General features: G+C 60.2%; 17 protein-coding genes. 6 read left to right on the forward strand and 11 right to left on the reverse strand.

Features of this window, described 5'->3' with window-relative positions; genetic code table 11:
• Positions 1-82: 82 nt before the first annotated feature.
• The 4 genes from ABIE16_RS21845 to ABIE16_RS21860 all read right to left on the reverse strand — a co-directional run bounded on the left by ABIE16_RS21845 (position 83) and on the right by ABIE16_RS21860 (position 3883).
• Positions 83-799 (reverse strand): cobalt-precorrin-6A reductase, encoded by a 717-nt coding sequence (locus ABIE16_RS21845; protein WP_429521910.1) that lies wholly within the window; start codon positions 797-799, stop codon positions 83-85.
• Positions 796-1893 (reverse strand): cobalt-precorrin-5B (C(1))-methyltransferase, encoded by a 1098-nt coding sequence (locus ABIE16_RS21850; RefSeq protein ID WP_429521911.1) that lies wholly within the window; start codon positions 1891-1893, stop codon positions 796-798. The genes ABIE16_RS21845 and ABIE16_RS21850 overlap by 4 nt, the downstream gene beginning before the upstream one ends.
• Positions 1886-3097 carry a precorrin-6y C5,15-methyltransferase (decarboxylating) subunit CbiE gene (gene cbiE / locus ABIE16_RS21855; RefSeq protein WP_429521912.1) on the reverse strand — a complete coding sequence of 404 codons (1212 nt, stop codon included), beginning with the start codon at positions 3095-3097 and terminating at the stop codon, positions 1886-1888. Before cbiE ends, ABIE16_RS21850 begins: the two co-directional genes overlap by 8 nt.
• Before the next feature lie 138 nt (positions 3098-3235).
• The gene (locus tag ABIE16_RS21860) at positions 3236-3883 is read right to left on the reverse strand and encodes a hypothetical protein (RefSeq protein ID WP_429521913.1); all 648 of its coding nucleotides are present in this window, start codon (positions 3881-3883) and stop codon (positions 3236-3238) included.
• 252 nt (positions 3884-4135) lie between these two features.
• Here ABIE16_RS21860 and cobG point away from each other — a divergent pair, with 252 nt between their 5' ends.
• The 6 genes from cobG to ABIE16_RS21890 all read left to right on the forward strand — a co-directional run bounded on the left by cobG (position 4136) and on the right by ABIE16_RS21890 (position 10321).
• Positions 4136-5443, forward strand: a complete 1308-nt coding sequence (cobG, locus tag ABIE16_RS21865; protein ID WP_429521936.1) for a precorrin-3B synthase — start codon at positions 4136-4138, stop codon at positions 5441-5443.
• A complete protein-coding gene (locus ABIE16_RS21870; protein WP_057712171.1) occupies positions 5436-6062 on the forward strand; it encodes a precorrin-8X methylmutase in 627 nt (208 codons plus the stop codon). The genes cobG and ABIE16_RS21870 overlap by 8 nt, the downstream gene beginning before the upstream one ends.
• Complete coding sequence (locus ABIE16_RS21875) at positions 6062-6793, forward strand: precorrin-2 C(20)-methyltransferase (RefSeq protein ID WP_033063580.1); 732 nt, start codon at positions 6062-6064, stop codon at positions 6791-6793. The genes ABIE16_RS21870 and ABIE16_RS21875 overlap by 1 nt, the downstream gene beginning before the upstream one ends.
• Positions 6793-8499 (forward strand): precorrin-3B C(17)-methyltransferase, encoded by a 1707-nt coding sequence (cobJ, locus tag ABIE16_RS21880; RefSeq protein WP_429521914.1) that lies wholly within the window; start codon positions 6793-6795, stop codon positions 8497-8499. The genes ABIE16_RS21875 and cobJ overlap by 1 nt, the downstream gene beginning before the upstream one ends.
• Positions 8500-8721: 222 nt before the next feature.
• Positions 8722-9537 (forward strand): hypothetical protein, encoded by an 816-nt coding sequence (locus ABIE16_RS21885; protein ID WP_057712169.1) that lies wholly within the window; start codon positions 8722-8724, stop codon positions 9535-9537.
• A gap of 55 nt (positions 9538-9592) precedes the next feature.
• A complete protein-coding gene (locus ABIE16_RS21890) occupies positions 9593-10321 on the forward strand; it encodes a hypothetical protein (protein WP_429521915.1) in 729 nt (242 codons plus the stop codon).
• Between the two features lie 67 nt (positions 10322-10388).
• On the opposite strand, the gene ABIE16_RS21895 is transcribed toward ABIE16_RS21890, so the two are convergent.
• The 7 genes from ABIE16_RS21895 to ABIE16_RS21925 all read right to left on the reverse strand — a co-directional run bounded on the left by ABIE16_RS21895 (position 10389) and on the right by ABIE16_RS21925 (position 19829).
• A complete protein-coding gene (locus ABIE16_RS21895; RefSeq protein ID WP_057712167.1) occupies positions 10389-10985 on the reverse strand; it encodes a MarC family protein in 597 nt (198 codons plus the stop codon).
• 65 nt (positions 10986-11050) lie between these two features.
• Positions 11051-13828, reverse strand: a complete 2778-nt coding sequence (locus ABIE16_RS21900) for a hybrid sensor histidine kinase/response regulator (RefSeq protein ID WP_090452913.1) — start codon at positions 13826-13828, stop codon at positions 11051-11053.
• Positions 13829-13928: 100 nt separating this feature from the next.
• Positions 13929-15224, reverse strand: a complete 1296-nt coding sequence (gene purD / locus ABIE16_RS21905) for a phosphoribosylamine--glycine ligase (RefSeq protein WP_429521916.1) — start codon at positions 15222-15224, stop codon at positions 13929-13931.
• Between the two features lie 149 nt (positions 15225-15373).
• Positions 15374-16981: a bifunctional phosphoribosylaminoimidazolecarboxamide formyltransferase/IMP cyclohydrolase gene (gene purH, locus ABIE16_RS21910; RefSeq protein WP_057712164.1), complete on the reverse strand. Its 1608-nt coding sequence runs from the start codon at positions 16979-16981 to the stop codon at positions 15374-15376.
• A gap of 82 nt (positions 16982-17063) precedes the next feature.
• The gene (fis, locus tag ABIE16_RS21915; protein ID WP_015093301.1) at positions 17064-17384 is read right to left on the reverse strand and encodes a DNA-binding transcriptional regulator Fis; all 321 of its coding nucleotides are present in this window, start codon (positions 17382-17384) and stop codon (positions 17064-17066) included.
• Entirely contained in the window at positions 17381-18391 is a 1011-nt protein-coding gene (gene dusB, locus ABIE16_RS21920; protein WP_057712163.1) for a tRNA dihydrouridine synthase DusB, read from the reverse strand. Before dusB ends, fis begins: the two co-directional genes overlap by 4 nt.
• Before the next feature lie 184 nt (positions 18392-18575).
• Positions 18576-19829, reverse strand: a complete 1254-nt coding sequence (locus ABIE16_RS21925) for a DUF3426 domain-containing protein (protein WP_340312250.1) — start codon at positions 19827-19829, stop codon at positions 18576-18578.
• Between the last annotated feature and the right edge of the window lie 3 nt (positions 19830-19832).

The following is a 19832-nucleotide window of genomic DNA, read 5'->3' on the forward strand; positions in this document are numbered from 1 at the left end:
TGCGGTCGTAGAGTAGATAGCCAGCTGCGTCTGAGTTTATTGCCAGCGCAATCGCTGGATTTAGCAACTCTCAGGAACAGTCCTACATCGATAGGATATCCAGCATATCCGCCACCGAGAGGAATTCACGATCCACGTCGGGCAACACCGGCCGCTTCAAGACAATCACCGGCACCCCACGTTCACGTGCGACTTCCAGTTTCGGTTCGGTCGCCGTGCTGCCGCTGTTCTTGCTGATCAGCACGTCGATGTTTCGCCGTTCGAACAACTCACGTTCATCGTCGATCTGGAAGGGTCCACGTGCGCCAATCACTTCGCAGCGCTCGTTGCCCGGATACACATCCAGTGCGCGCAGGGTCCAGAATTGCTCTGCAGGAATTTCGTCCAGGTGTTGCAGAGGCTCGCGACCGAGGGTGAACAGCGGTCGACGGAAGGGCTTCAGGGCGTCGATCAGTCCGGCCCAATCGCTGACTTCCCGCCAGTCATCACCCGCCTGGGCTTGCCAGGCCGGACGCCGTAGCGCCCAGCAGGGAATGCCGCTCAAGCGCGCGGCGGTCGCGGCGTTCTGGCTGATCCGGGCGGCGTAGGGGTGAGTGGCGTCGAGCAGCAGATCGATGCCTTCATCGCGAATAAATTGCGCCAGACCCTCGGCGCCACCGTAGCCGCCGACGCGCACCTGGCAATGCAGATCGGTCGGCACCCGACCGACACCGGCCAGGCTGTAGATATGCTGCGGTCCCAGCGTGCGGGCAATGGCCATGGCTTCGGTCACGCCGCCGAGTAACAGGATGCGCTTCATTGAAAGGCTCCCGCATGGCCAACGATCCCGCCCTGGCGATCGATGGCGAAGACTTCCACCTGAACCTGCGCCGGCACCACGCTGCGGGCAAAATCCAGGGCGTGCTGACAGACTGCATCACCCAGGGCGACCCCGGCTGCGGCGGCCATGGCCAGTGCCTGCTGGCTGGTGTTGGCCTCGCGGATGCTCTGCTGCAACGCCGCATCGGCGCCGACCTGCGCCGCCCATAACGCCAGTTGCGGCAGGTCAATGCTCGAATGGCGACTGTGCAAATCCATGTGCCCGGCCGCCAGTTTGCTGATCTTGCCGAAACCACCGCACAGGCTGAGTTTATCCACAGGTACTTTGCGCAGGTGCTTGAGCACGGCGCCAACGAAGTCGCCCATTTCGATCAGGGCGATTTCCGGCAGGTTGTAGACCCGGCGCATGGTGTCTTCGCTGGCGTTGCCAGTGCAGGCGGCGATGTGCAGGTAACCGTTGGTTTTCGCCACGTCGATGCCCTGGTGGATCGAGGCGATGTAGGCCGCACAGGAAAACGGTCGGACGATACCGCTGGTGCCGAGGATCGACAGTCCGCCAAGAATGCCCAGGCGCGGATTCATGGTTTTCAGTGCCAGTGCCTCGCCGTTCTCGACATTGACCGTGACCTCGAAACCACCGCTGTAGCCAAGCTCGTCAGCCAGTCGGGCCAGGTGTTCGCTGATCATTTTGCGCGGCACCGGGTTGATCGCGGGCTCGCCGACTCCGAGCACCAGCCCGGGCCGGGTCACGGTGCCGACACCGCGACCGGCCTTGAAGCGCGTCCCCGGTTCGCTGCTCAGGCGCACCTGGGAGTAGAGCAGGGCACCGTGGGTCACGTCCGGATCGTCACCGGCGTCCTTGAGGGTTCCCGATTCGGCGCCGTTCTCGGTGAGGCGGCAGAACTCCAGGCGCATCTGCACCTGTTTGCCCTTGGGTAACACGATTTCCACCGCATCGGCCGATGTGCCAGCCAGCAGCAGACGCGCGGCGGCGAGGCTGGTGGCCGTGGCGCAACTGCCGGTGGTCAGGCCGCTGCGCAGAGGGGCGGGGTGTTCGGCGGTTTCGTCACGCATCGAAGGGTTTCGTCACGTCCAGCAAGGTAATCGGCAAGGCCTGGCGCCAGGTGTCGAAGTCGCCCAGTGGTTGGGCCTGGGCGATATGAATTCGCGTCAGCTCCCCGCCGTGTTGCTCGCGCCAGGCCATCAGGGTCATTTCACTTTGCAGTGTGACTGCGTTGGCAATCAACCGGCCACCGGGTTTGAGTTCGGCCCAGCAGGTATCGAGCACGCCCTCGCGGGTGACGCCGCCGCCGATGAAAATCGCATCCGGCCGCTCCAGCCCGGTCAGTGCCTGCGGCGCGCTGCCGCGAACCAGTTGCAGGCCGGGAACGCCGAGGGCATCGCGGTTGTGTTCGATCAACGCTTGTCGGCCCGCATCTGCCTCGATGGCCAGTGCGCGGCAACCGGGGTGGGCGCGCATCCATTCGATGCCGATCGAGCCACTGCCGGCGCCGACATCCCACAACAGTTCGCCGGGGATCGGGGCCAGGCGCGCGAGGGTGATGGCGCGCACATCGCGCTTGGTCAGTTGGCCGTCGTGCTTGAAGGCGGAGTCCGGCAGGCCGGCCAGTCGCGACAGGCGTAGCGTGTTCGGTTCGGCGATGCACTCGATAGCGATCAGGTTCAGGTCGGCGATCACAGGATCGGTCCATTCATTGGCGATGCCGTCGACACGTCGCTCGGCTTCACCGCCCAAATGTTCGAGCACCGTTATCCGGCTCGGGCCGAAACCACGTTCACGCAGCAGTGCGGCGATGGCGGCGGGGCTGCTGCCGTCGTTACTCAACACCAGCAAGCGCACGCCACTGGACAATTGCGCGTTGAGTGCGGCGACGGGGCGGGCAACCACCGACAACGTGACCACTTCCTGCAAAGGCCAGCCCATTCGCGCCGCGGCGAGCGAGCAGGAAGAGGGAGCGGGCAGAACAAGCATTTCATCGCTGGATAAACGTCGGGAGAGACTGGCTCCCACCCCGAAAAACATCGGATCACCGCTGGCGAGGACGCAAACGGGTTCTCCCTGTTTCGCCAAAACCGGTTCAAGGGCGAAAGGACTGGGCCACAATTGCCGTACACCGCAGATGCAGGCTGGCAACAGGTCCAGTTGCCGTTGACCGCCAATGATCCGCGTAGCGTTCAGCAGAGCGTGTCGGGCATTTTTGCCAAGCCCCTTGAAGCCTTCTTCTCCAATGCCTACCACTGTCAGCCAGGGGGTCATGCTGTTCCTCTTCTATCAATCGAAGCCAAATCATCGCGCTGCCGGTCTGTGTCGACCTGTGCGGTGGTGCATCATAGCGCGGTGTGGATTGAGTTCGCCTGTCGCTGGTGTCTGTAAACGTGATCAGGGCTTATCCAGTTAATGGTTCTTTTTCAGGTCGAATCTCTTCATTCTGATTTCGAGCCGCTTGCGTTCGATGAGCGATCTTTTGCTTTCGAGTATGTTTTTGTCCAGTTTAAGATAAGCACGTTGCTGGATGATTTTTGCAGCGTGATCTTCCATGTTCCAAAATAGAAAACCACTTTTTTTGATCGTGGTAACTAACTCAAGATTAAAGACTGCAATTTCAAGAAACCCCTTTGAGTCGTAGCGTGTGGGTATTACTTGAAAGCGCTCTCCCAGGGAGCTTTGTTGGTCCAGTGAATAAAGCGCCGGCTGGTTGGGTTTCAATGCGTCGAGTGTGTCAATCATAGCGTTCCCTTGCCGGCTATCCGGCATGGTTTGAGCGCTTTGGACCAGAAACTCGGCAATGCTTTTCGAAACGGAGTGTTGAGTGCGAGTGAAGATGGCATCCTGAAAGACAGACCAGCCGAAAAAATGCAACGTCGCAACGTATTCATTCAGCCACGTTGTCGAGTCGGCGAAGCGACTGCCAACCATGTCGGCGGACTGGGTGGCTATCTGAGTGCAATGAGTGAAGTCATCGTAATCTTGCAGCGAAAGTTGCTCGATGCATGAAATGAGATTGTGGGCGGTCAATGCTCCAGCCGGTGTTTCCGTGTTCATGTACTACTCCTTGAATATATCTATGTTCCGGTGTTGTTTGTTTTGTATGTTGGGTAAAAGTACAAGAGTGGCCGTGTGGTTTGAATAAGATTGATGGGTGAAGTTGATTCTTGCTGTTTGCAAGCGAAGCAACTTTATGTCTGGATCGAGAGTATTTCGTCGTCAAGCCGCTTGGGCTTTTCATCAGACCGCCCAAAGCAGGCATAATGCTGTCCTTCGTCTTGTACCGGTCGTCCTGTGAAGTCACGTCAGATACCCAACCGCTTGCGCCCTTCCGCCTGTCCCGGGTTGTTGCGTGTCGTCCAGGCATTGGACGGTGGTATTTGCCGGATCAAACTCGACGGTGGCGCCATCCGTGCGCACCAGGCAATCGCTGTGGCCGATGCCGCCGAGCGATATGCCAGCGGAGCGATCGAGGCGACCAACCGGGCCAACCTGCAGATCCGCGGCATTGGCAACGAGCAAGCGGCGTTGATCGACAGCCTGCTGGCCGCCGATCTGGGGCCGCGTACGGCGGCTGGCGACGATGTGCGCAACCTGATGCTCAGCCCCGGTGCCGGGATCGATCGGCGCATGCTGTTCGACACCCGCCCGCTGGCCGGGCAGATCCTCGCCACACTGCAAAACCACGAAGCGTTCCACGACCTCAGTGCCAAGTTCGCCGTGCAGCTTGATGGCGGTGAAGACCTGACGATGCTCGAGCATCCCCATGACCTGTGGCTCTCGGCGTTTGAACAAGACGGCGAGCGACGGCTGGCGTTCGGTCTGGCGGGATGTCCGACGGACAGCCCCGCCGGTTCGGTTGCACTGGCTGACGGGCACGCGCTGGTAGTCGCGGTCCTTGAGTTGTTCCTTGAACTGGCGCGCCCCGAGCAGACGCGAATGCGCCATTTGCTGGCCGAGTACCCGATCGGGGGCATTGTGCTTCGACTGGCTGAGCGAGTGCCGCTGCAGGCCGTTATCGGTTGGCAACGGGTTTCGGGCTCCAGTGATTTGCACATGGGTGCCCATCCCCAGGCCGAGTCCGGTGTTGTCTATGTGGGAGCCGTCCCGCCGCTGGGGCGACTCGATCCGGCGATGCTGCGGGGTGTGGCACAACTGGCGCGGGAGTTCGGTGATTCCAGTCTGCGCTTCACGCCTTGGCAAAGCCTGCTGTTGCCCAATGTCCGCACGGAAAACGCCGCTGAGGTCATTCGGCAATTGCAATGTCTGGGCTTGCAGTGCGAAGCCGATCTGCCATTGTCCCGGTTGATCGCCTGCACCGGCTCAAACGGCTGCGGTAAAAGCCTGGCCGAGACCAAGGGTGATGCCTTGCAACTGGCGACATTGCTGCAACGTCACGGACAAACGCCGAGTGTCCATTTGAGCGGGTGCGCGCGCTCCTGCGCCGCCGCGCATACGGCGCCCGTCACATTACTGGCCGTCGCCCACGGTCACTACGACCTCTATTTTCGCGATGCAGCGCTGCCGGGTTTCGGCGCGCTGCACGCACGCAACCTTACTATTGAAGCGGTCGCGGCCCTGCTCGACGCCCGCTCACGGAGCCCCCTTGATGCTTGATTACATCCGCGACGGTCAGGAGATCTATCGCAACTCCTTCGCGATCATTCGCGCCGAGGCCAACCTCGACCGAATCCCGGACGATCTGGAGAAACTCGCGGTCCGTGTCATTCACGCCTGCGGCATGGTCGAGGCCATCGACGGCCTGCAGTTTTCCGAAGGTGCGGGCAAGGCCGGGCGTGATGCGCTGGCGGCCGGCGCGCCGATTTTGTGCGATGCGCGGATGGTCTCCGAAGGCGTGACCCGTGCGCGGTTGCCGGCGAACAATCCGGTGATCTGCACCTTGCGCGACGAGAGTGTTCCGGAACTGGCTCGTGATTTGGGTAACACCCGCTCAGCCGCTGCGCTGGAACTGTGGCGCCCGCATCTGGAAGGCAGCGTGGTGGTCATCGGCAACGCTCCGACGGCACTGTTTTACTTGCTGGAAATGCTTGACGCCGGTGCGCCAAAACCGGCGCTGATCCTCGGTTTTCCGGTGGGCTTCGTCGGCGCCGCCGAATCCAAGGCCGCGCTGGCGGCTGACAGCCGTGGAGTGCCTTTTGTCATCATGCAGGGTCGCCTGGGCGGTAGCGCCATGGCCGCCGCCGCCGTCAATGCCCTCGCCACGGAGATCGAATGATGCAGCAACCTGGACGTTTGATCGGCCTCGGCGTCGGTCCCGGTGATCCGGAACTGATTACCGTCAAGGCCCTGCGCTTGCTGCGCGAATCCCCAGTGGTGGCGTACTTCGTGGCCAAGGGCAAGAAAGGCAACGCCTTCGGTATCATCGAGGCGCATCTGCAGGAAGCGCAGAATTTGTTGCCGCTGGTGTACCCGGTGACCACCGAAGCCTTGCCGGCACCGTTGTCCTACGAGCAAGTGATCAGCGACTTCTACGATGACGCAGCCGACGAATTGGCGACGCATCTCGATGCCGGTCGCGACGTGGCGGTGATCTGCGAGGGCGATCCGTTCTTCTACGGCTCCTACATGTACCTGCACGACCGGCTCGCCGAGCGTTATCAGGCCGAAGTCGTGCCCGGTGTGTGCTCGATGCTCGGCGGGGCCTCGGTGCTCGGTGCGCCGCTGGTGTATCGCAATCAGAGTCTGTCGGTGTTGTCCGGTGTGTTGCCGCACGACGAACTCAAGCGTCGCCTGGCCGATGCCGATGCGGCGGTGATCATGAAGCTTGGGCGCAACTTTCCCAAGGTTCGCCAAGTGCTGGAAGAACTCGGCTTGGCCGAGCGCGCGTTGTACGTCGAGCGCGCGACCATGGCCAATCAGAAGATCGTGCCGCTGGATCAGGTCGAGCCGATGTCCTCGCCGTACTTCTCGTTGATCATCGTTCCTGGTGAAAGGTGGCAAGGCTGATGCCCCGTCCAGTTCCGGCGATTGTCATTCTTGGCAATGGCAGCCTCGCCACCGCGCGTAGTATTCAGCAGGTGTATCCCGGCGCCCTGATCCATGGCTTGGCCGAACGGGTCGAAGGCGCGGATCGGGCCTATCACGAGTTCGGTGCGACCCTGCGCGAACTCTATCAACAGGGCACGCCGATCATTGCCCTGTGCGCGGCCGGGATCGTGATCCGCACGCTGGCGCCCTTGTTGCTGGAAAAAGGCGCCGAACCACCGGTGTTGGCGGTAGCCGAAGACGGTAGCGCAGTGGTTCCACTGCTGGGTGGTCTTGGTGGGGTAAATGTGATGGCGCGGGAGATTGCCGCCGCGCTGGAAGTCGCGGCGGCGATCACCACCAGCGGCGAGTTGCGTTTCGGCACGTGCCTGCTCAACCCGCCCAGTGGCTATGCCCTTGGTGATCTGGAGTTGGGCAAGCGTTTCGTTTCCGATTTGCTCGCCGGCGAAACGGTTCGCATTGAGGGTGAGGCTCCGTGGCTGGCACACGTGCAGTTGCCTGAGAATGAGCAGGCGCGGCTGACCGTTCACGTCGGCCATACCGAGCGCGAGCCAGCCGCCAACGAATTGCTGATCTATCCACGCAACGTGCTGGTTGCCGTCACGGGCGAATCGAGCAATGTGTCGGGGACCATTCGCGAGGCTTTGCATCAGGCCGGAATCGCCGTGCAATCGATGGCTTGCCTGTTGGCCGCCGACACCGAAATGGCCAGCTCCGCGCTGCGCGAAGTTGCGCTTGAGCTGGGTGTGCCATTGCGTTTTGTCAGTGCTGCAGGTGCGGCCAGTGAACTGCTGCGGCATGCCATAGCGCAGCCTGTCTCCATCGTTGGTGATGACACTATTGCCATTGCGGTCGCCGAGCAGCCGCTGGACCCCTTGCAGATCGGCCGCCCTCGCGGGCGCCTGGCGGTGATTGGTCTCGGGCCGGGCGCTGCCGAATTGATGGTGCCGGCGGTGAAGGCGGAACTGGCTCGTGCCAGCGATGTTCTCGGCTACGAGACCTACGTGCGCATGGCCGGGCCGTTCCGGGCTGATCAGATCCTGCACTGCACCGATAACCGTGAAGAAATGCAGCGCGCCCGTCACGCCTTTGAACTGGCTGCCCAAGGTCGGTCGGTGGTGGTGGTGTCGTCTGGCGATCCGGGTGTCTTCGCCATGGCAGCCGCTGTGCTTGAGGCGCTTCACGAGTCTAGCGATGCCATCTGGCACAGCGTCGATCTTGAGATTTTGCCGGGTGTCTCTGCTTCGTTGGCAACGGCTGCCCAGGCCGGTGCGCCCTTGGGGCATGACTTCTGTGTGCTGTCGCTGTCGGACAACCTCAAGCCTTGGTCGATCATTGAAAAACGCCTGGATCTGGCCGCTCAAGCCGATCTCGCTCTGGCCTTTTACAACCCGATCTCACGTTCGCGGCCGTGGCAATTAGGGCGGGCGCTGGAGATTGTTGGCCAGCATCGTGAACCGGCCACTCCGGTTGTGTTGGGGCGGGACATCGGCCGTCCGGGTCAGACCTTGCGGGTGACAACACTCGGTCAACTGAGTGTCGATCAGGTGGACATGCGGACCATGGTACTCATCGGCTCTTCGACAACGCGCGTGATTCCTCGCCTCGATGGCAGTACGTGGGTTTACACGCCGCGCAGCTATGGCGATAAGCTCACCCCCCTATAACAGTCAGTATTTTTTATTTATTGGATAAAACCGGATCGTCATAGGTTAATGGCGGTCCGGTTGTCTTGCGTGCTTTATTTGTATGAGTTGTATGTGCTCTTAGTAAATATTGATTGAGGTACATATGTTGTATTTAGTCGCTGTTGATAGTCTGGATAGGGCGGGTTAGATTCAGGGCGCTCCCGGATGGGGCGCTTATTAATATATAAAGGAGTATTGTTTGTGGATAATTTTGAGAGTGCGGTAAGTGTTTCGCAACGCGTTGACTTTGTAAGAAAGTGCATTCAGAAGCGTAAAGTTGCCTTGGCTGGCAGGCCGCGTGTAAGGTCCTTGGCTTTGTCGATTGCATCGAGCCCTACAAAGGAGCTCAACGCGGTGGTACTTGGCAACAGTCTAGTCGGGTACGGAGACAAAATAAGTCTCGAGAACATGGCGATTATTGAAAACTTGATCACCATGTCGAAGATGGAAGCAACTTACGAGGTTTCTGATAGTAAGGATCCCAAGGCTTGGTACCATGCGTTTACAAAGTGCATGGAGGAACTTGGATGTTTCGTGCCGGATAAAGGCTATTCAAAATACAGCGCCACTTCGCTTAAGGTAACGATGGATAATGTCATGGTCGATATTATTCAGGCGGCCGTCGAAGCCGCAAAGGCTGCAATTCCAGGGGCCTCCGTGCTCAGTGCAGTGACCAGCTCTACATTGGATGCATTGAAGAAAGAGCCTGAGGCGATCAACCTGTTGAATCTTGAGTCGAAGAATGCCGAAGGCGTGCGCTTGTCCACTATTCCCTGCGAACAAATGGCAAACGGAATTATCCTGATTGCGATAGGCGCGGTTGATCATCAGGGTGGGGGGAAGGACGGCGGCTTGCTGTTTGTTGATTGGAAGACGTCCTCTCTGGATATTTTTCACGGAAAGTCGTTCATTACTTTCAATCCCGTCCGTTATGCGGAAATCAAGTCGGATATCGAAGAGTATCTTGGCGTCCACCGAAAGGAAGTTCTGGTCAAGCGTTTCAGCCGGCGCAAGTGAAGGGGCAAGGCCAGAGGCTTTGTGTCTCTGGCCTTCTTGAAAAAAAGGAAAGCGTATGGCGTATTCCGTATTGATAAATTCAGGCAGCGTTTTGCTGTTGTCGACGTCGTTGTCGGCTGCAGTCGGGCAGGACGCCCTTGACACTATTTTATTTGCGCAACTCGCGGCAGAGGAAGATTTTCCAGGCGGCAGGAACCACGCTCAATGGACCGATGTATTTGTGGATACGCTGGTTGCCTGTGGTTGGAAGTTCCACGATCAAGGGAGAACTTCGGGAATGTTCCCGGTTGCAGGTGTTACGGTTTTCTCAATACAGGACGCTGTCCATGCGGCCTTTCAATCAAGTCTGTGCGCTGAGCAGATCGTGCTGACGGCAAGTGCTTTGCGCAGGGTCGCGCAATTGCCGGAGACGTCGGTGGCATCCGGTGTTTTCCGTGGGCAATCGATCATGACTGTCGAGACTGAATCGGCGAGCACGGCAGGTCATTACGCCGGCAACCGTCATCATCGCGTGAGAGTGCTGGCAGGCGTTGTCGAGGCTGATGGCTTCCTGACGTTGGCTTCGGTGTTTTTTGAAACGGGTCAGCCGATAGATCGCCAGTTCATCAGGCAGGATTTTGCCTTGAGTCGCGTTGTGGGAGGTGTGAGCACTTCGTTCCTTCATTCGCGGTTTTCGGTCGACGAATACAAGGCATTCAGAGAAGACACAGTGCTGTGGTTAGGGTCGCAACGACAGGCACTGTGCATCAAGGTCAGCGAGCACGCCGTGCAGTCTCCTCGTTGATTGATGCCGGTTTTCCGACACCGCTCAAGGGGAGACCGAGAACAAGAACGGTGAGAGACATGACGGGCTAAGGAAGCAGGTAGCCCCTGACCCCGGTGAAGATGATCTGTGCCGCCAGTGCACACACGAACAACCCCATTAATCGGCTGACGATCTGTAACCCCTGGTCGCCGAGAATCCGTTCGATGCGGCTGGACAAGAACAGCACCACGCCCACGGTAAAACTGGCCAGGGCAATGCCGACAATGGCCGTGAGCTTGTCGTCCCAGTGCGGCTGGCTCACGCCCATCACCAGCAAGGCACCGATGGTGCCGGGGCCGACTGTCAGCGGGATGGTCAGTGGAACGATGGTGACATCCTGCTGCACATTGTCGGTCTGTACCGCCGATTTGCCTTGCGCCATGCCCAGCGCCGAGATGAACAGCACACTGCCGGCACCGATACGAAAGGCGTCCACGGTAATGCCGAACACACTGAAAATCACTCGGCCGAACAAGTACAGCAGAACGCTGGAGACCAGGGTGGCGACCGCTACTTTCCAGGCCAGCCGACGCTGTTCCTTGCGCGAATAACCACGGGTCAGGCTGATGAAGCAGGACAACACGAAGAATGGGCTGTAGAGCACCAGCATCTTCAGATAAACGCTGAACAACACATGGAGCATGGTGCCGGGCTCACTGGCGAGGGAAGTCGAGGGGGAGTCTATCAGGGGTTGCGAAGTCTGTCGGCTCAGGACGTTGGGGTCGTCGTGCGTTTCTGCTGATCACGCTGGGCGACCCAGTGTTCGATCAGTTCGCGCAACTGCGACAGTTCCACCGGCTTGGCCATGTGTCCGTCCATGCCAGCCTGGCGCGCACGCTCTTTGTGTTCGGCAAGGATATGGGCGGTCAACGCCACCACAGGTGTGCGAACCCGCTGGTTGCCGACTTCCCAGGCACGCAATTGCTGGGTGGCCGAGAAGCCGTCGAGGATCGGCATTTCGCAGTCCATCAGCACCAGGTCGTAACGCTGGGCTTTCATCGCCTGCAGGGCTTCTTCGCCGTTGCAGGCGGTATCCGGTTGCAGGTTGAGCTTGCTCAGCATGCCGCGGATCACCTTGGTCGAGATGCTGTTGTCTTCAGCCACCAGAATGCGGAAGTCGCAGGGGACCTTGACCGGCAACGTCGGGCCGATTGGCACGGGCTGGGTCGCGACGAGCCCTTTGTTGCGCTGGGTCAGTTCGTCGGCCAGAGTGGTCTTGAGGGTGTAGCCGGCAACCGGCTTGGCCAGGATGCGCTTGATCCCGGAGTTGCGCGCGATGATCTTGCTCGGTGCGTTGCTGATGCCGGTGAGCATGATCAGCAGGATGTCATGGTTCAGGCTCGGGTCTTCCTTGATCTTGGCCGCCAGTTGCATGCCGGTCATGCCGGGCATGTTTTGGTCCAGCAAGACTATATCGAAGTAATCGCGCAAATGAGCCTTGGTGCGCAGCAGGGCCAGCGCCTCCTTGCCGGAAGATGCGGCGCTGACGTTCAGGCCCCAGGCGCTGCATTGCTGCACCAGCACCTTGCGACAGGTGTCATTGTCATCCACCACCAATACCCGCGCGCCTTGCAGCGGGCCGTCGAGGTCGGAGGTCGGGTGTTCTAGGCGATCCGGGTCCAGCGGCAGGGTCAGCCACAGGGTGCTGCCCTGGTTGTTGCCGCTCTTGATCCCGAATTCCCCCTGCATCAAGCGGATCAGCTGGCGGGCTATCACCAGCCCCAGGTTGCCGCCCAACTGGGTGGCCGAAAGAAAATGCCGGCTGTGCAGTTCGGCATGCATCAGAGCGTCGCGCTCTTCGGCGTCCATGGGCTCGCCGCTGTCCTGCACGGCGATACGCAGGCGTGGTTTGGTGTTGCGCTCGTCGAGCGCCACGACGATCAGGATTTCGCCTTCATCGGTTTTTTTCAGGGCGTTTTCAAGCAGGCTCAACAGCGTCTGGCGCAAGCGTGTCGGGTCACCGCTGATCACCCGCGGCACCTGCGGCTGGATGAAACTGATCAACTCGACGTTTTGCTGCTCGGCCTTGGCGCGGAAGATGCTCAGGCAGTCTTCGATCAACGCGTTGAGGTCGAACTGCACGTCGTCCAGTTCAATCTGTCCGGACTCGAGTTTGGAAATGTCGAGAATTTCGTTGATCAGTGTCAGCAGTTCGTTGCCGGCGCTGTGGATCGTCTGTACGTAGTCGCGTTGCTTGACCGATAGCGGTGTGCCCAGCAGCAGTTCGGTCATGCCGAGGACGCCGTTCATCGGGGTGCGGATTTCATGGCTGATTTTCGCCAGGAACTCGGCCTTGGCGTTGATCTCGGCGTTGCTGGCCGCCAGGTCACGACTGATGCTGAAGCGGTCTTCGGTGATGCGTCGCTGGCGCTCGCTCAGTGCAATGCTCATCAACAGGCCGCTGATGCAGATGAACGCCAGCAATGTGGTGATCAGGCCATGGGGTTCGATCAGGGTCAGCCCCAACAGAGCAGGCAGGATGACCAGTGTCCCGAGGTTGAACACCACCATGGCCGCCACGAAGAGGCGAGCCGGGCGATAACCTTTTTGCCAGTGATAGGCGCTGATGAACAGCATGGTCAGGCCAGCCAGGGCTACCAGGCCGTAGGTGATGAAGTTCAGCGGCAAGGTATTGACGAACAGCAGCATCAGGCTGCAGGCGGTGATCAGCACGACCTCGCCAAGCAGCAAGCGGTTCAGCGGATGCGGCCCGAGCGGGGCGAAGAAACGATAGGCAAGCATCAGGCCGCAGGGGGCAGTCATTAATAATGCCAGGTAAGCCCCCGGCGTTTGCAGTGCATGCCAGTCCGGCAGCCAGGGGCCGGCGAGATTCAGCAACAACAGCAGACTGAGCATCAACAGCCCTTCGCACGTCGCCAACCAGAGGGCGCTGTGCGAGCGGGTGTAGGCGTAGCGGATGAGGTTGTGCAGGATCAGCATGGCGATGCAACCGAACAGCAGGCCATAAATCAGCGTCTGGTTCTGGTTGGCGGCCGAGTTGATCGCTGACTGCAGGGTGATGTAGGGTCGTAACTGGTGGTCGGAGGCCAGTCGCAGGTATACGTCGAGGGGGGTGTCGCTTTGCGGCAGGGCCAGCATGAAGTCGCTGCTGGGCAATGGTCGCTCGGATTGGGGGTGTTCGTTGCCCGTGCTGGATTGATCGATCAGCTTGTCGCCGTCCAGTACGTACATGTTGAACTGGCGCAGGTCAGGCGCGAACACGCGCAGCAACTGTTCATGTTTGCCCGGTGCAAGCCTGAATCGCAACCATAACGCGCCATCGGGTTCGGCGGCGGTAATGTGGTCGAGTTCGATAGGGCTGAATTGATTGGTGTAACGTGCGGAGCGGATGTCGCTCAGTTGCAGGTCGCCCTGTTCGTCGAGCAATACCGCCCAGCCACTGCCTTGCGCGGCCTGGGCCGGTAGCATGCAGAGCAAGGTCAGCAAAGTGACGGTCAAGCTTATGGCAATCCTGAGCCAGCGCACGGCGAAATCCCTTCGTTAGGTTGATGCCAGAATATAACGATGCGCGGCGCCGGAATAGCCAGGCAATAAACAGTGTTCATTGCCTGGCGCGGTGTTTACCTTATTCCTGATTTTCGCCACGCTCGCGGGCAATGGCGCGGTAGCCAATGTCCTTGCGATAGAAGCAGCCTTCCCAGTCAATCGAAGCCGCGAGCTTGTAGGCTTGCTGCTGTGCAGCGTCAACGCTGGCGCCCATGGCCGTTGCGCAAAGCACCCGACCGCCGGCCGTTACGACTTGACCGTCCTTGAGTGCAGTACCGGCGTGGAAGACTTTGCCTTCCAGTGCGGCGGCTGCATCCAGCCCCTTGATGGCCACGCCTTTGGCGTAGTCACCAGGATAGCCGCCAGCGGCAAGCACGATGCCGACGCTCGGGCGTGGATCCCATTGCGCTTCTACTTTGTCCAGCGCCTGGGTCAGAGCAGCCTCGACCAGCAGCACCAGGCTCGACTGCAGGCGCAGCATCACCGGTTGGGTCTCAGGGTCGCCGAAGCGGCAGTTGAATTCGATGACTTTTGGGTTACCAGCCTTGTCGATCATCAGACCGGCGTACAGGAAACCAGTGTAGACGTTGCCTTCCTCGGCCATGCCGCGCACGGTCGGCCAGATCACCAGGTCCATGACGCGCTTGTGCACTTCGGCGGTGACCACTGGCGCCGGGGAGTAAGCACCCATGCCGCCGGTGTTTGGACCGGTGTCGCCGTCGCCGACGCGTTTGTGGTCCTGGCTGGTGGCCATCGGCAGGACGTTCTTGCCGTCGACCATGACGATGAAACTGGCTTCTTCGCCGTCCAGGAACTCTTCGATGACCACGCGCGAACCCGCATCGCCAAAGGCATTGCCCGCCAGCATGTCGCGCACGGCGTCTTCGGCTTCGGCCAGGGTCATGGCGACGATCACGCCTTTACCGGCGGCCAGGCCATCGGCCTTGATCACGATCGGAGCGCCTTTTTCACGCAGGTAAGCCAGGGCCGGCTCGATCTCGGTGAAGTTCTGGTAATCGGCGGTCGGGATCTTGTGGCGAGCCAGGAAGTCCTTGGTGAAGGCTTTCGAGCCTTCCAGCTGCGCAGCGCCAGCGGTCGGACCGAAGCAATCCAGGCCACGGCTGCGGAACAGATCCACAACACCGGCAACCAGCGGCACTTCAGGGCCAACGATGGTCAGGGAAACGTTTTTCTCGGCAAAGTCTGCCAGTTGCTCAAGCGCCAGTACGTCGATGGCGACGTTCTCGCACTTGGCTTCGATGGCGGTACCGGCGTTGCCCGGCGCCACGAACACCTTCTGCACGCGCGGATCCTGAGCCACTTTCCAGGCCAGGGCGTGTTCACGGCCACCGCTGCCAATGATCAAAACATTCATTTCAAAAACCTCGGATGACGCAAATCTGGGAACTGTAGGAGCGAGCTTGCTCGCGATGGTGGTTAACGATAACGCGGGGTGTCTGAAACACTGTGGCGTCTAGTCGTTCTTCGCGAGCAAGCTCGCTCCTACAGGGGAATGCTGTGCTGTCAGTGACGGAAGTGGCGCATGCCGGTGAACACCATGGCGATGCCGGCTTCATCAGCTGCAGCAATCACTTCGTTGTCACGCATCGAGCCGCCTGGCTGGATCACTGCAGTGATACCGACCTTGGCCGCGTTGTCGATGCCGTCGCGGAACGGGAAGAATGCGTCGGATGCCATGACTGCACCTTGAACCTGCAAACCGGCATGTTCTGCCTTGATTGCAGCAATACGCGCGGAGTTCACGCGGCTCATCTGGCCGGCGCCGACACCGATGGTCTGGCGATTCTTGGCGTAGACGATGGCGTTGGACTTCACGTACTTGGCAACTTTCCAGGCGAAGATCAGGTCATGGATTTCCTGCTCGCTCGGTGCGCGCTTGGTCACCACTTTCAGGTCGTCGGCGCCAATCATGCCGATGTCGCGGCTCTGTACCAGCAGGCCGCCGTTGACGCGCTTGTAGTCCCAGGCAGCAGCGCGGTCAGCCGACCACTCGCCGCAGGCCAGCAGGCGTACGTTGGCTTTGGCAGCGACGATGGCGCGGGCCTCTTCGCTGACCGACGGAGCGATGATCACTTCAACGAACTGACGTTCGACGATGGCCTTGGCGGTCTCGGCGTCCAGTTCACGGTTGAAGGCGATGATGCCGCCGAAGGCGGATTCGGTGTCGGTGGCGTAGGCCAGGTCGTAGGCCTTGCGGATGCCGCCTTCGGCATCAGGGCTGACAGCCACGCCGCACGGGTTGGCGTGCTTGACGATCACGCAAGCCGGCTTGACGAAGCTCTTCACGCATTCCAGCGCGGCGTCGGTGTCGGCCACGTTGTTGTACGACAGTTCCTTGCCTTGCAGCTGGGTCGCGGTGGCGATGCCGACTTCGGCAGGCTTGGCTTCAACATAGAACGCCGCGCTCTGGTGCGGGTTCTCGCCGTAGCGCATTTCCTGGGCCTTGATGAACTGGCTGTTGAAGGTGCGCGGGAACTCGCTGCGACCTTCGGTGCTCAGGGTGTCGGCAGACTGGTTCACGGTGCCCATGTAGTTGGCGATCATGCCGTCGTAGGCGGCGGTGTGCTCGAAGGCCTTGAGCATCAGGTCGAAACGCTGGGCGTAGGTCAGGCCACCGGCCTTGAGGTTTTCCAGGACGCTGGCGTAATCGCTGGCGTTGACCACGATGGCCACGTCCTTGTGGTTCTTGGCGGCGGAACGGACCATGGTCGGGCCGCCGATGTCGATGTTCTCGATGGCGGTCGGCAGGTCGCAGCCTGGCTTGTTGATGGTGGCTTCGAACGGGTACAGGTTGACCGCTACCAGGTCGATCGGCTTGATGCCGTGCTCGTTCATGATGGCGTCGTCGATACCGCGACGACCGAGGATCCCGCCGTGGATTTTCGGGTGCAGGGTCTTTACCCGGCCGTCCATCATTTCCGCGAAGCCTGTGTAATCCGCGACTTCCACTGCGGCAACGCCGTTGTCCTGCAGCAGCTTGAACGTCCCGCCGGTGGAGAGGATCTCGACGCCCAGGGCTTCAAGCTCCTTGGCGAATTCGAGGATCCCGGTCTTGTCGGAAACGCTGATCAAGGCGCGGCGGATCGGCAGGCGGGTAGTCTGGTCGGTCATCTCAATTTCCATCAAAAGCAAAGGAAGTCAGCAAAAAAGGCGACCGGTTTTACGCGGGCGCCTTTCTGGTTTGATTGAATGCTTACAACAAATCGTACTGCTTGAGTTTCTTGCGCAGCGTGCCCCGGTTAAGCCCGAGCATCTCGCTGGCCTTGGTCTGGTTGCCCTTGACGTAGTTCATCACGCACTCGAGCAGGGGAGCCTCGACTTCGGAGAGCACCAGGTTGTACACATCCGTGACGGCAGCGCCCTCAAGGTGGGCGAAATAATTGTGCAGCGCCTTCTCGACACTCCCGCGAAGGGTCTGACCTTCTTCGCTTGGCGTATTGAGGTGCTGTTTCAAATTCACGTTGTCGCTCACGGGTGTTGTTCCACTCACTAAAGTCTCGGTCATCATCGTCATGCGGCCACCCACTCTCCGTCCCCTGTCAGGCTCTTGTAACGCTCGGCGAAAAACGCCCGAACGTTGGCGCATTGTGCATCCGTACCATCCAAACGATTGAAGTGGGCGCGAAACTCCCTGGCGCCCGGCAGGGTTGCGAGATACCAGCCCACATGCTTTCGAGCAATGCGCACGCCCATCACATCACCATAGAAGGCGTGCAGGGCAGCCAGATGCTCTAGCAGAATGCGTTCCACCTCGATCAGTTCCAGCGCCGGGAGTTTCTCGCCGGTACGCAGGAAATGGTCGATCTCGCGAAAAATCCATGGCCGCCCCTGGGCAGCCCGGCCAATCAACAGGCCATCGGCACCGGTCGCGTCGAGCACGTACCGGGCTTTTTCCGGCGAATCGATATCGCCATTGGCGAAGACCGGAATCGACACCGCCTGCTTGATTGCGGCAATGGTGTCGTACTCGGCTTCACCGGTGTACAGGTCGGCACGGGTGCGGCCATGCACCGCCAGCGCCGTAATGCCTGCCTGTTCGGCGATCTTCGCCACCGTCAGGCCGTTCTTGTTGTCCCGGTCCCAACCGGTCCGGATCTTCAGGGTAACCGGCACATCGACCGCAGCCACGACGGCCTGCAGGATCTCGGTTACCAGGGGTTCATCCTTCAACAGTGCGGAACCGGCAGCCTTGTTGCAGACTTTTTTTGCCGGACAGCCCATGTTGATATCAATGATCTGCGCACCCATTTCAACGTTGGCACGGGCGGCGTCCGCCAGCATCTGCGCGTCCCCACCGGCGATCTGTACCGAGCGTGGCTCGGGATCACCTTCGTGGATCATGCGCATGCGCGACTTGCGGGTGTTCCACAAACTCATGTCGCTGGTGACCATTTCCGAGACGACCAGTCCCGCGCCCAAGCGCTTGCACAGCTGACGAAAGGGCTGGTCGGTGACACCCGCCATGGGGGCGAGAATCAAGCTGTTATGTAATGTGTATGGGCCGATGCGTACCGCCGACATAGGACTTCCCTGTTGTGGGGCCGGATCATGAGAGTTCGAAAAAGGGTTGGCATGATACCCGCTCTCGATGACTGGATAAAGGCTGAATTGAACAAATTCTGAACAGTTATTCTGTTATTACCCGTGGTTTGGTTTGCCTGGAGCAGTCAGAAAGCCGGCGTTAATCCGGGAGTAATGAAGCGTTTCACTCCGGAGAGTGGAAGCTCAGACTGTAGTTCACGGCCTTGGCACCTGGGTCGAGAATGTCCAGGGCGATGTGGATCGGCGTTTGCGGAGGCATCTCCGCCATGCCTTCGAGATCGCCATTGAGGTACTCGCCAGGCTTGAAGCGACGACTGGCGATCAGATGGCCATTGAGGTCGGCGAAGCGCAGTTCCAGCAGCGGGAAGGGCTGGGAGAAGGGCGCGCGGTTATAGATGATCGCATCGACCACCAGGGCGCCATTGAACTCGGGGTGGCTGCGCACCACCAGGTTGCTGCTTTTGATTTTCGCGATGTCGACTTTGGAGGGCACGGTGCAGCCGATTTGCGGGCACAGTTGCTGGAACCACGGGCGATATTGATCCTGTCGCGCCAGTTCGTCGAAATGGTAGGCGATGTACTGGCCAGCGAGGGCGCCTGCGGCAATCAGCACCAGCAGCAACCACAACAGCCGTCGGCCCCAAGGTGAGCGGCGTTTTTGCCAGTCCAGTTGCAGCGGGTCGTCGGTCAGGTCTTGCAGCGCTTCGGCGCGCACGCCCGGTTCGCTGCGTTCGCGTCGCTTGCGCAGCGGTTCTATCGAGGGCAGGTTGTCGTCGATTTCGCTCTCGTCGGCGGCCGACAGGCGTTCATGGTTCAGCGGCGCATCAAGAGGGTCGTGCAATCGCAAATGGGGTGGTTGCGATTCGTCGTCGAGATCAACCGGTTCCAGGGACAGCGAAGGTTCGGTGCGTGAGGTTTTGCTCGTTTCGACCGTCGGCTCTGGTGTTTCAAGGCTGTCGAGCGGTTCGTCGACTGGCGCACGATCGGCCGCTGACGCGCTGAACAGGCTGTCGGACCACGGCTCTTCGTCGTCCTGCCCGGCGCTGTCGCGACGGGCGCTCAGCGAGTCGTCGCGATGGCGGCCGAGTTCGGTGGCCGGCTGGATTTCCCGCTGTTCGAGCCGGGCGAGTTCTTCGTCGAGGTCGAGACTGTCCAGGTCCAGTTCGGTCGCGCTCCATTGCTTTTGGCTGATGGCGTGCGGTGGCGATGGCTCAAGGGGCTCCTCAGGCTGCACAGGCGGGAGCGGCGTCGCGACTGGTGCTTCCTTGCCGGCCTGCTCAAGCAACTGCCTGGCGGCATTGAACACCTGCAAGCAGGAGCCGCAACGAACCACCCCGCGAGCCACGCTCAACTGGGCATGGCTGACGCGGAAGCTGGTTTGGCAATGCGGGCACTGGGTGACGAAGCTGTCGGTCATGCG

Origin of the sequence: Pseudomonas sp. 2725 (assembly GCF_050434585.1) — a bacterium.
Classification (GTDB): Bacteria; Pseudomonadota; Gammaproteobacteria; order Pseudomonadales; family Pseudomonadaceae; genus Aquipseudomonas; species Aquipseudomonas jessenii.

Excerpts from the sequence above, each read along its gene's own strand:
- ABIE16_RS21845 (WP_429521910.1), bottom strand. The coding sequence starts at position 799 with ATGAAGCGCATCCTGTTACTCGGCGGCGTGACCGAAGCCATGGCCATT.
- ABIE16_RS21850 (WP_429521911.1), bottom strand. The coding sequence starts at position 1,893 with ATGCGTGACGAAACCGCCGAACACCCCGCCCCTCTGCGCAGCGGCCTG.
- cbiE (WP_429521912.1), bottom strand. The coding sequence starts at position 3,097 with ATGACCCCCTGGCTGACAGTGGTAGGCATTGGAGAAGAAGGCTTCAAG.
- ABIE16_RS21860 (WP_429521913.1), bottom strand. The coding sequence starts at position 3,883 with ATGAACACGGAAACACCGGCTGGAGCATTGACCGCCCACAATCTCATT.
- ABIE16_RS21870 (WP_057712171.1), top strand. The coding sequence starts at position 5,436 with ATGCTTGATTACATCCGCGACGGTCAGGAGATCTATCGCAACTCCTTC.
- ABIE16_RS21875 (WP_033063580.1), top strand. The coding sequence starts at position 6,062 with ATGCAGCAACCTGGACGTTTGATCGGCCTCGGCGTCGGTCCCGGTGAT.
- cobJ (WP_429521914.1), top strand. The coding sequence starts at position 6,793 with ATGCCCCGTCCAGTTCCGGCGATTGTCATTCTTGGCAATGGCAGCCTC.
- ABIE16_RS21890 (WP_429521915.1), top strand. The coding sequence starts at position 9,593 with ATGGCGTATTCCGTATTGATAAATTCAGGCAGCGTTTTGCTGTTGTCG.
- ABIE16_RS21895 (WP_057712167.1), bottom strand. The coding sequence starts at position 10,985 with ATGCTCCATGTGTTGTTCAGCGTTTATCTGAAGATGCTGGTGCTCTAC.
- purD (WP_429521916.1), bottom strand. The coding sequence starts at position 15,224 with ATGAATGTTTTGATCATTGGCAGCGGTGGCCGTGAACACGCCCTGGCC.
- purH (WP_057712164.1), bottom strand. The coding sequence starts at position 16,981 with ATGACCGACCAGACTACCCGCCTGCCGATCCGCCGCGCCTTGATCAGC.
- fis (WP_015093301.1), bottom strand. The coding sequence starts at position 17,384 with ATGACGATGATGACCGAGACTTTAGTGAGTGGAACAACACCCGTGAGC.
- dusB (WP_057712163.1), bottom strand. The coding sequence starts at position 18,391 with ATGTCGGCGGTACGCATCGGCCCATACACATTACATAACAGCTTGATT.
- ABIE16_RS21925 (WP_340312250.1), bottom strand. The coding sequence starts at position 19,829 with ATGACCGACAGCTTCGTCACCCAGTGCCCGCATTGCCAAACCAGCTTC.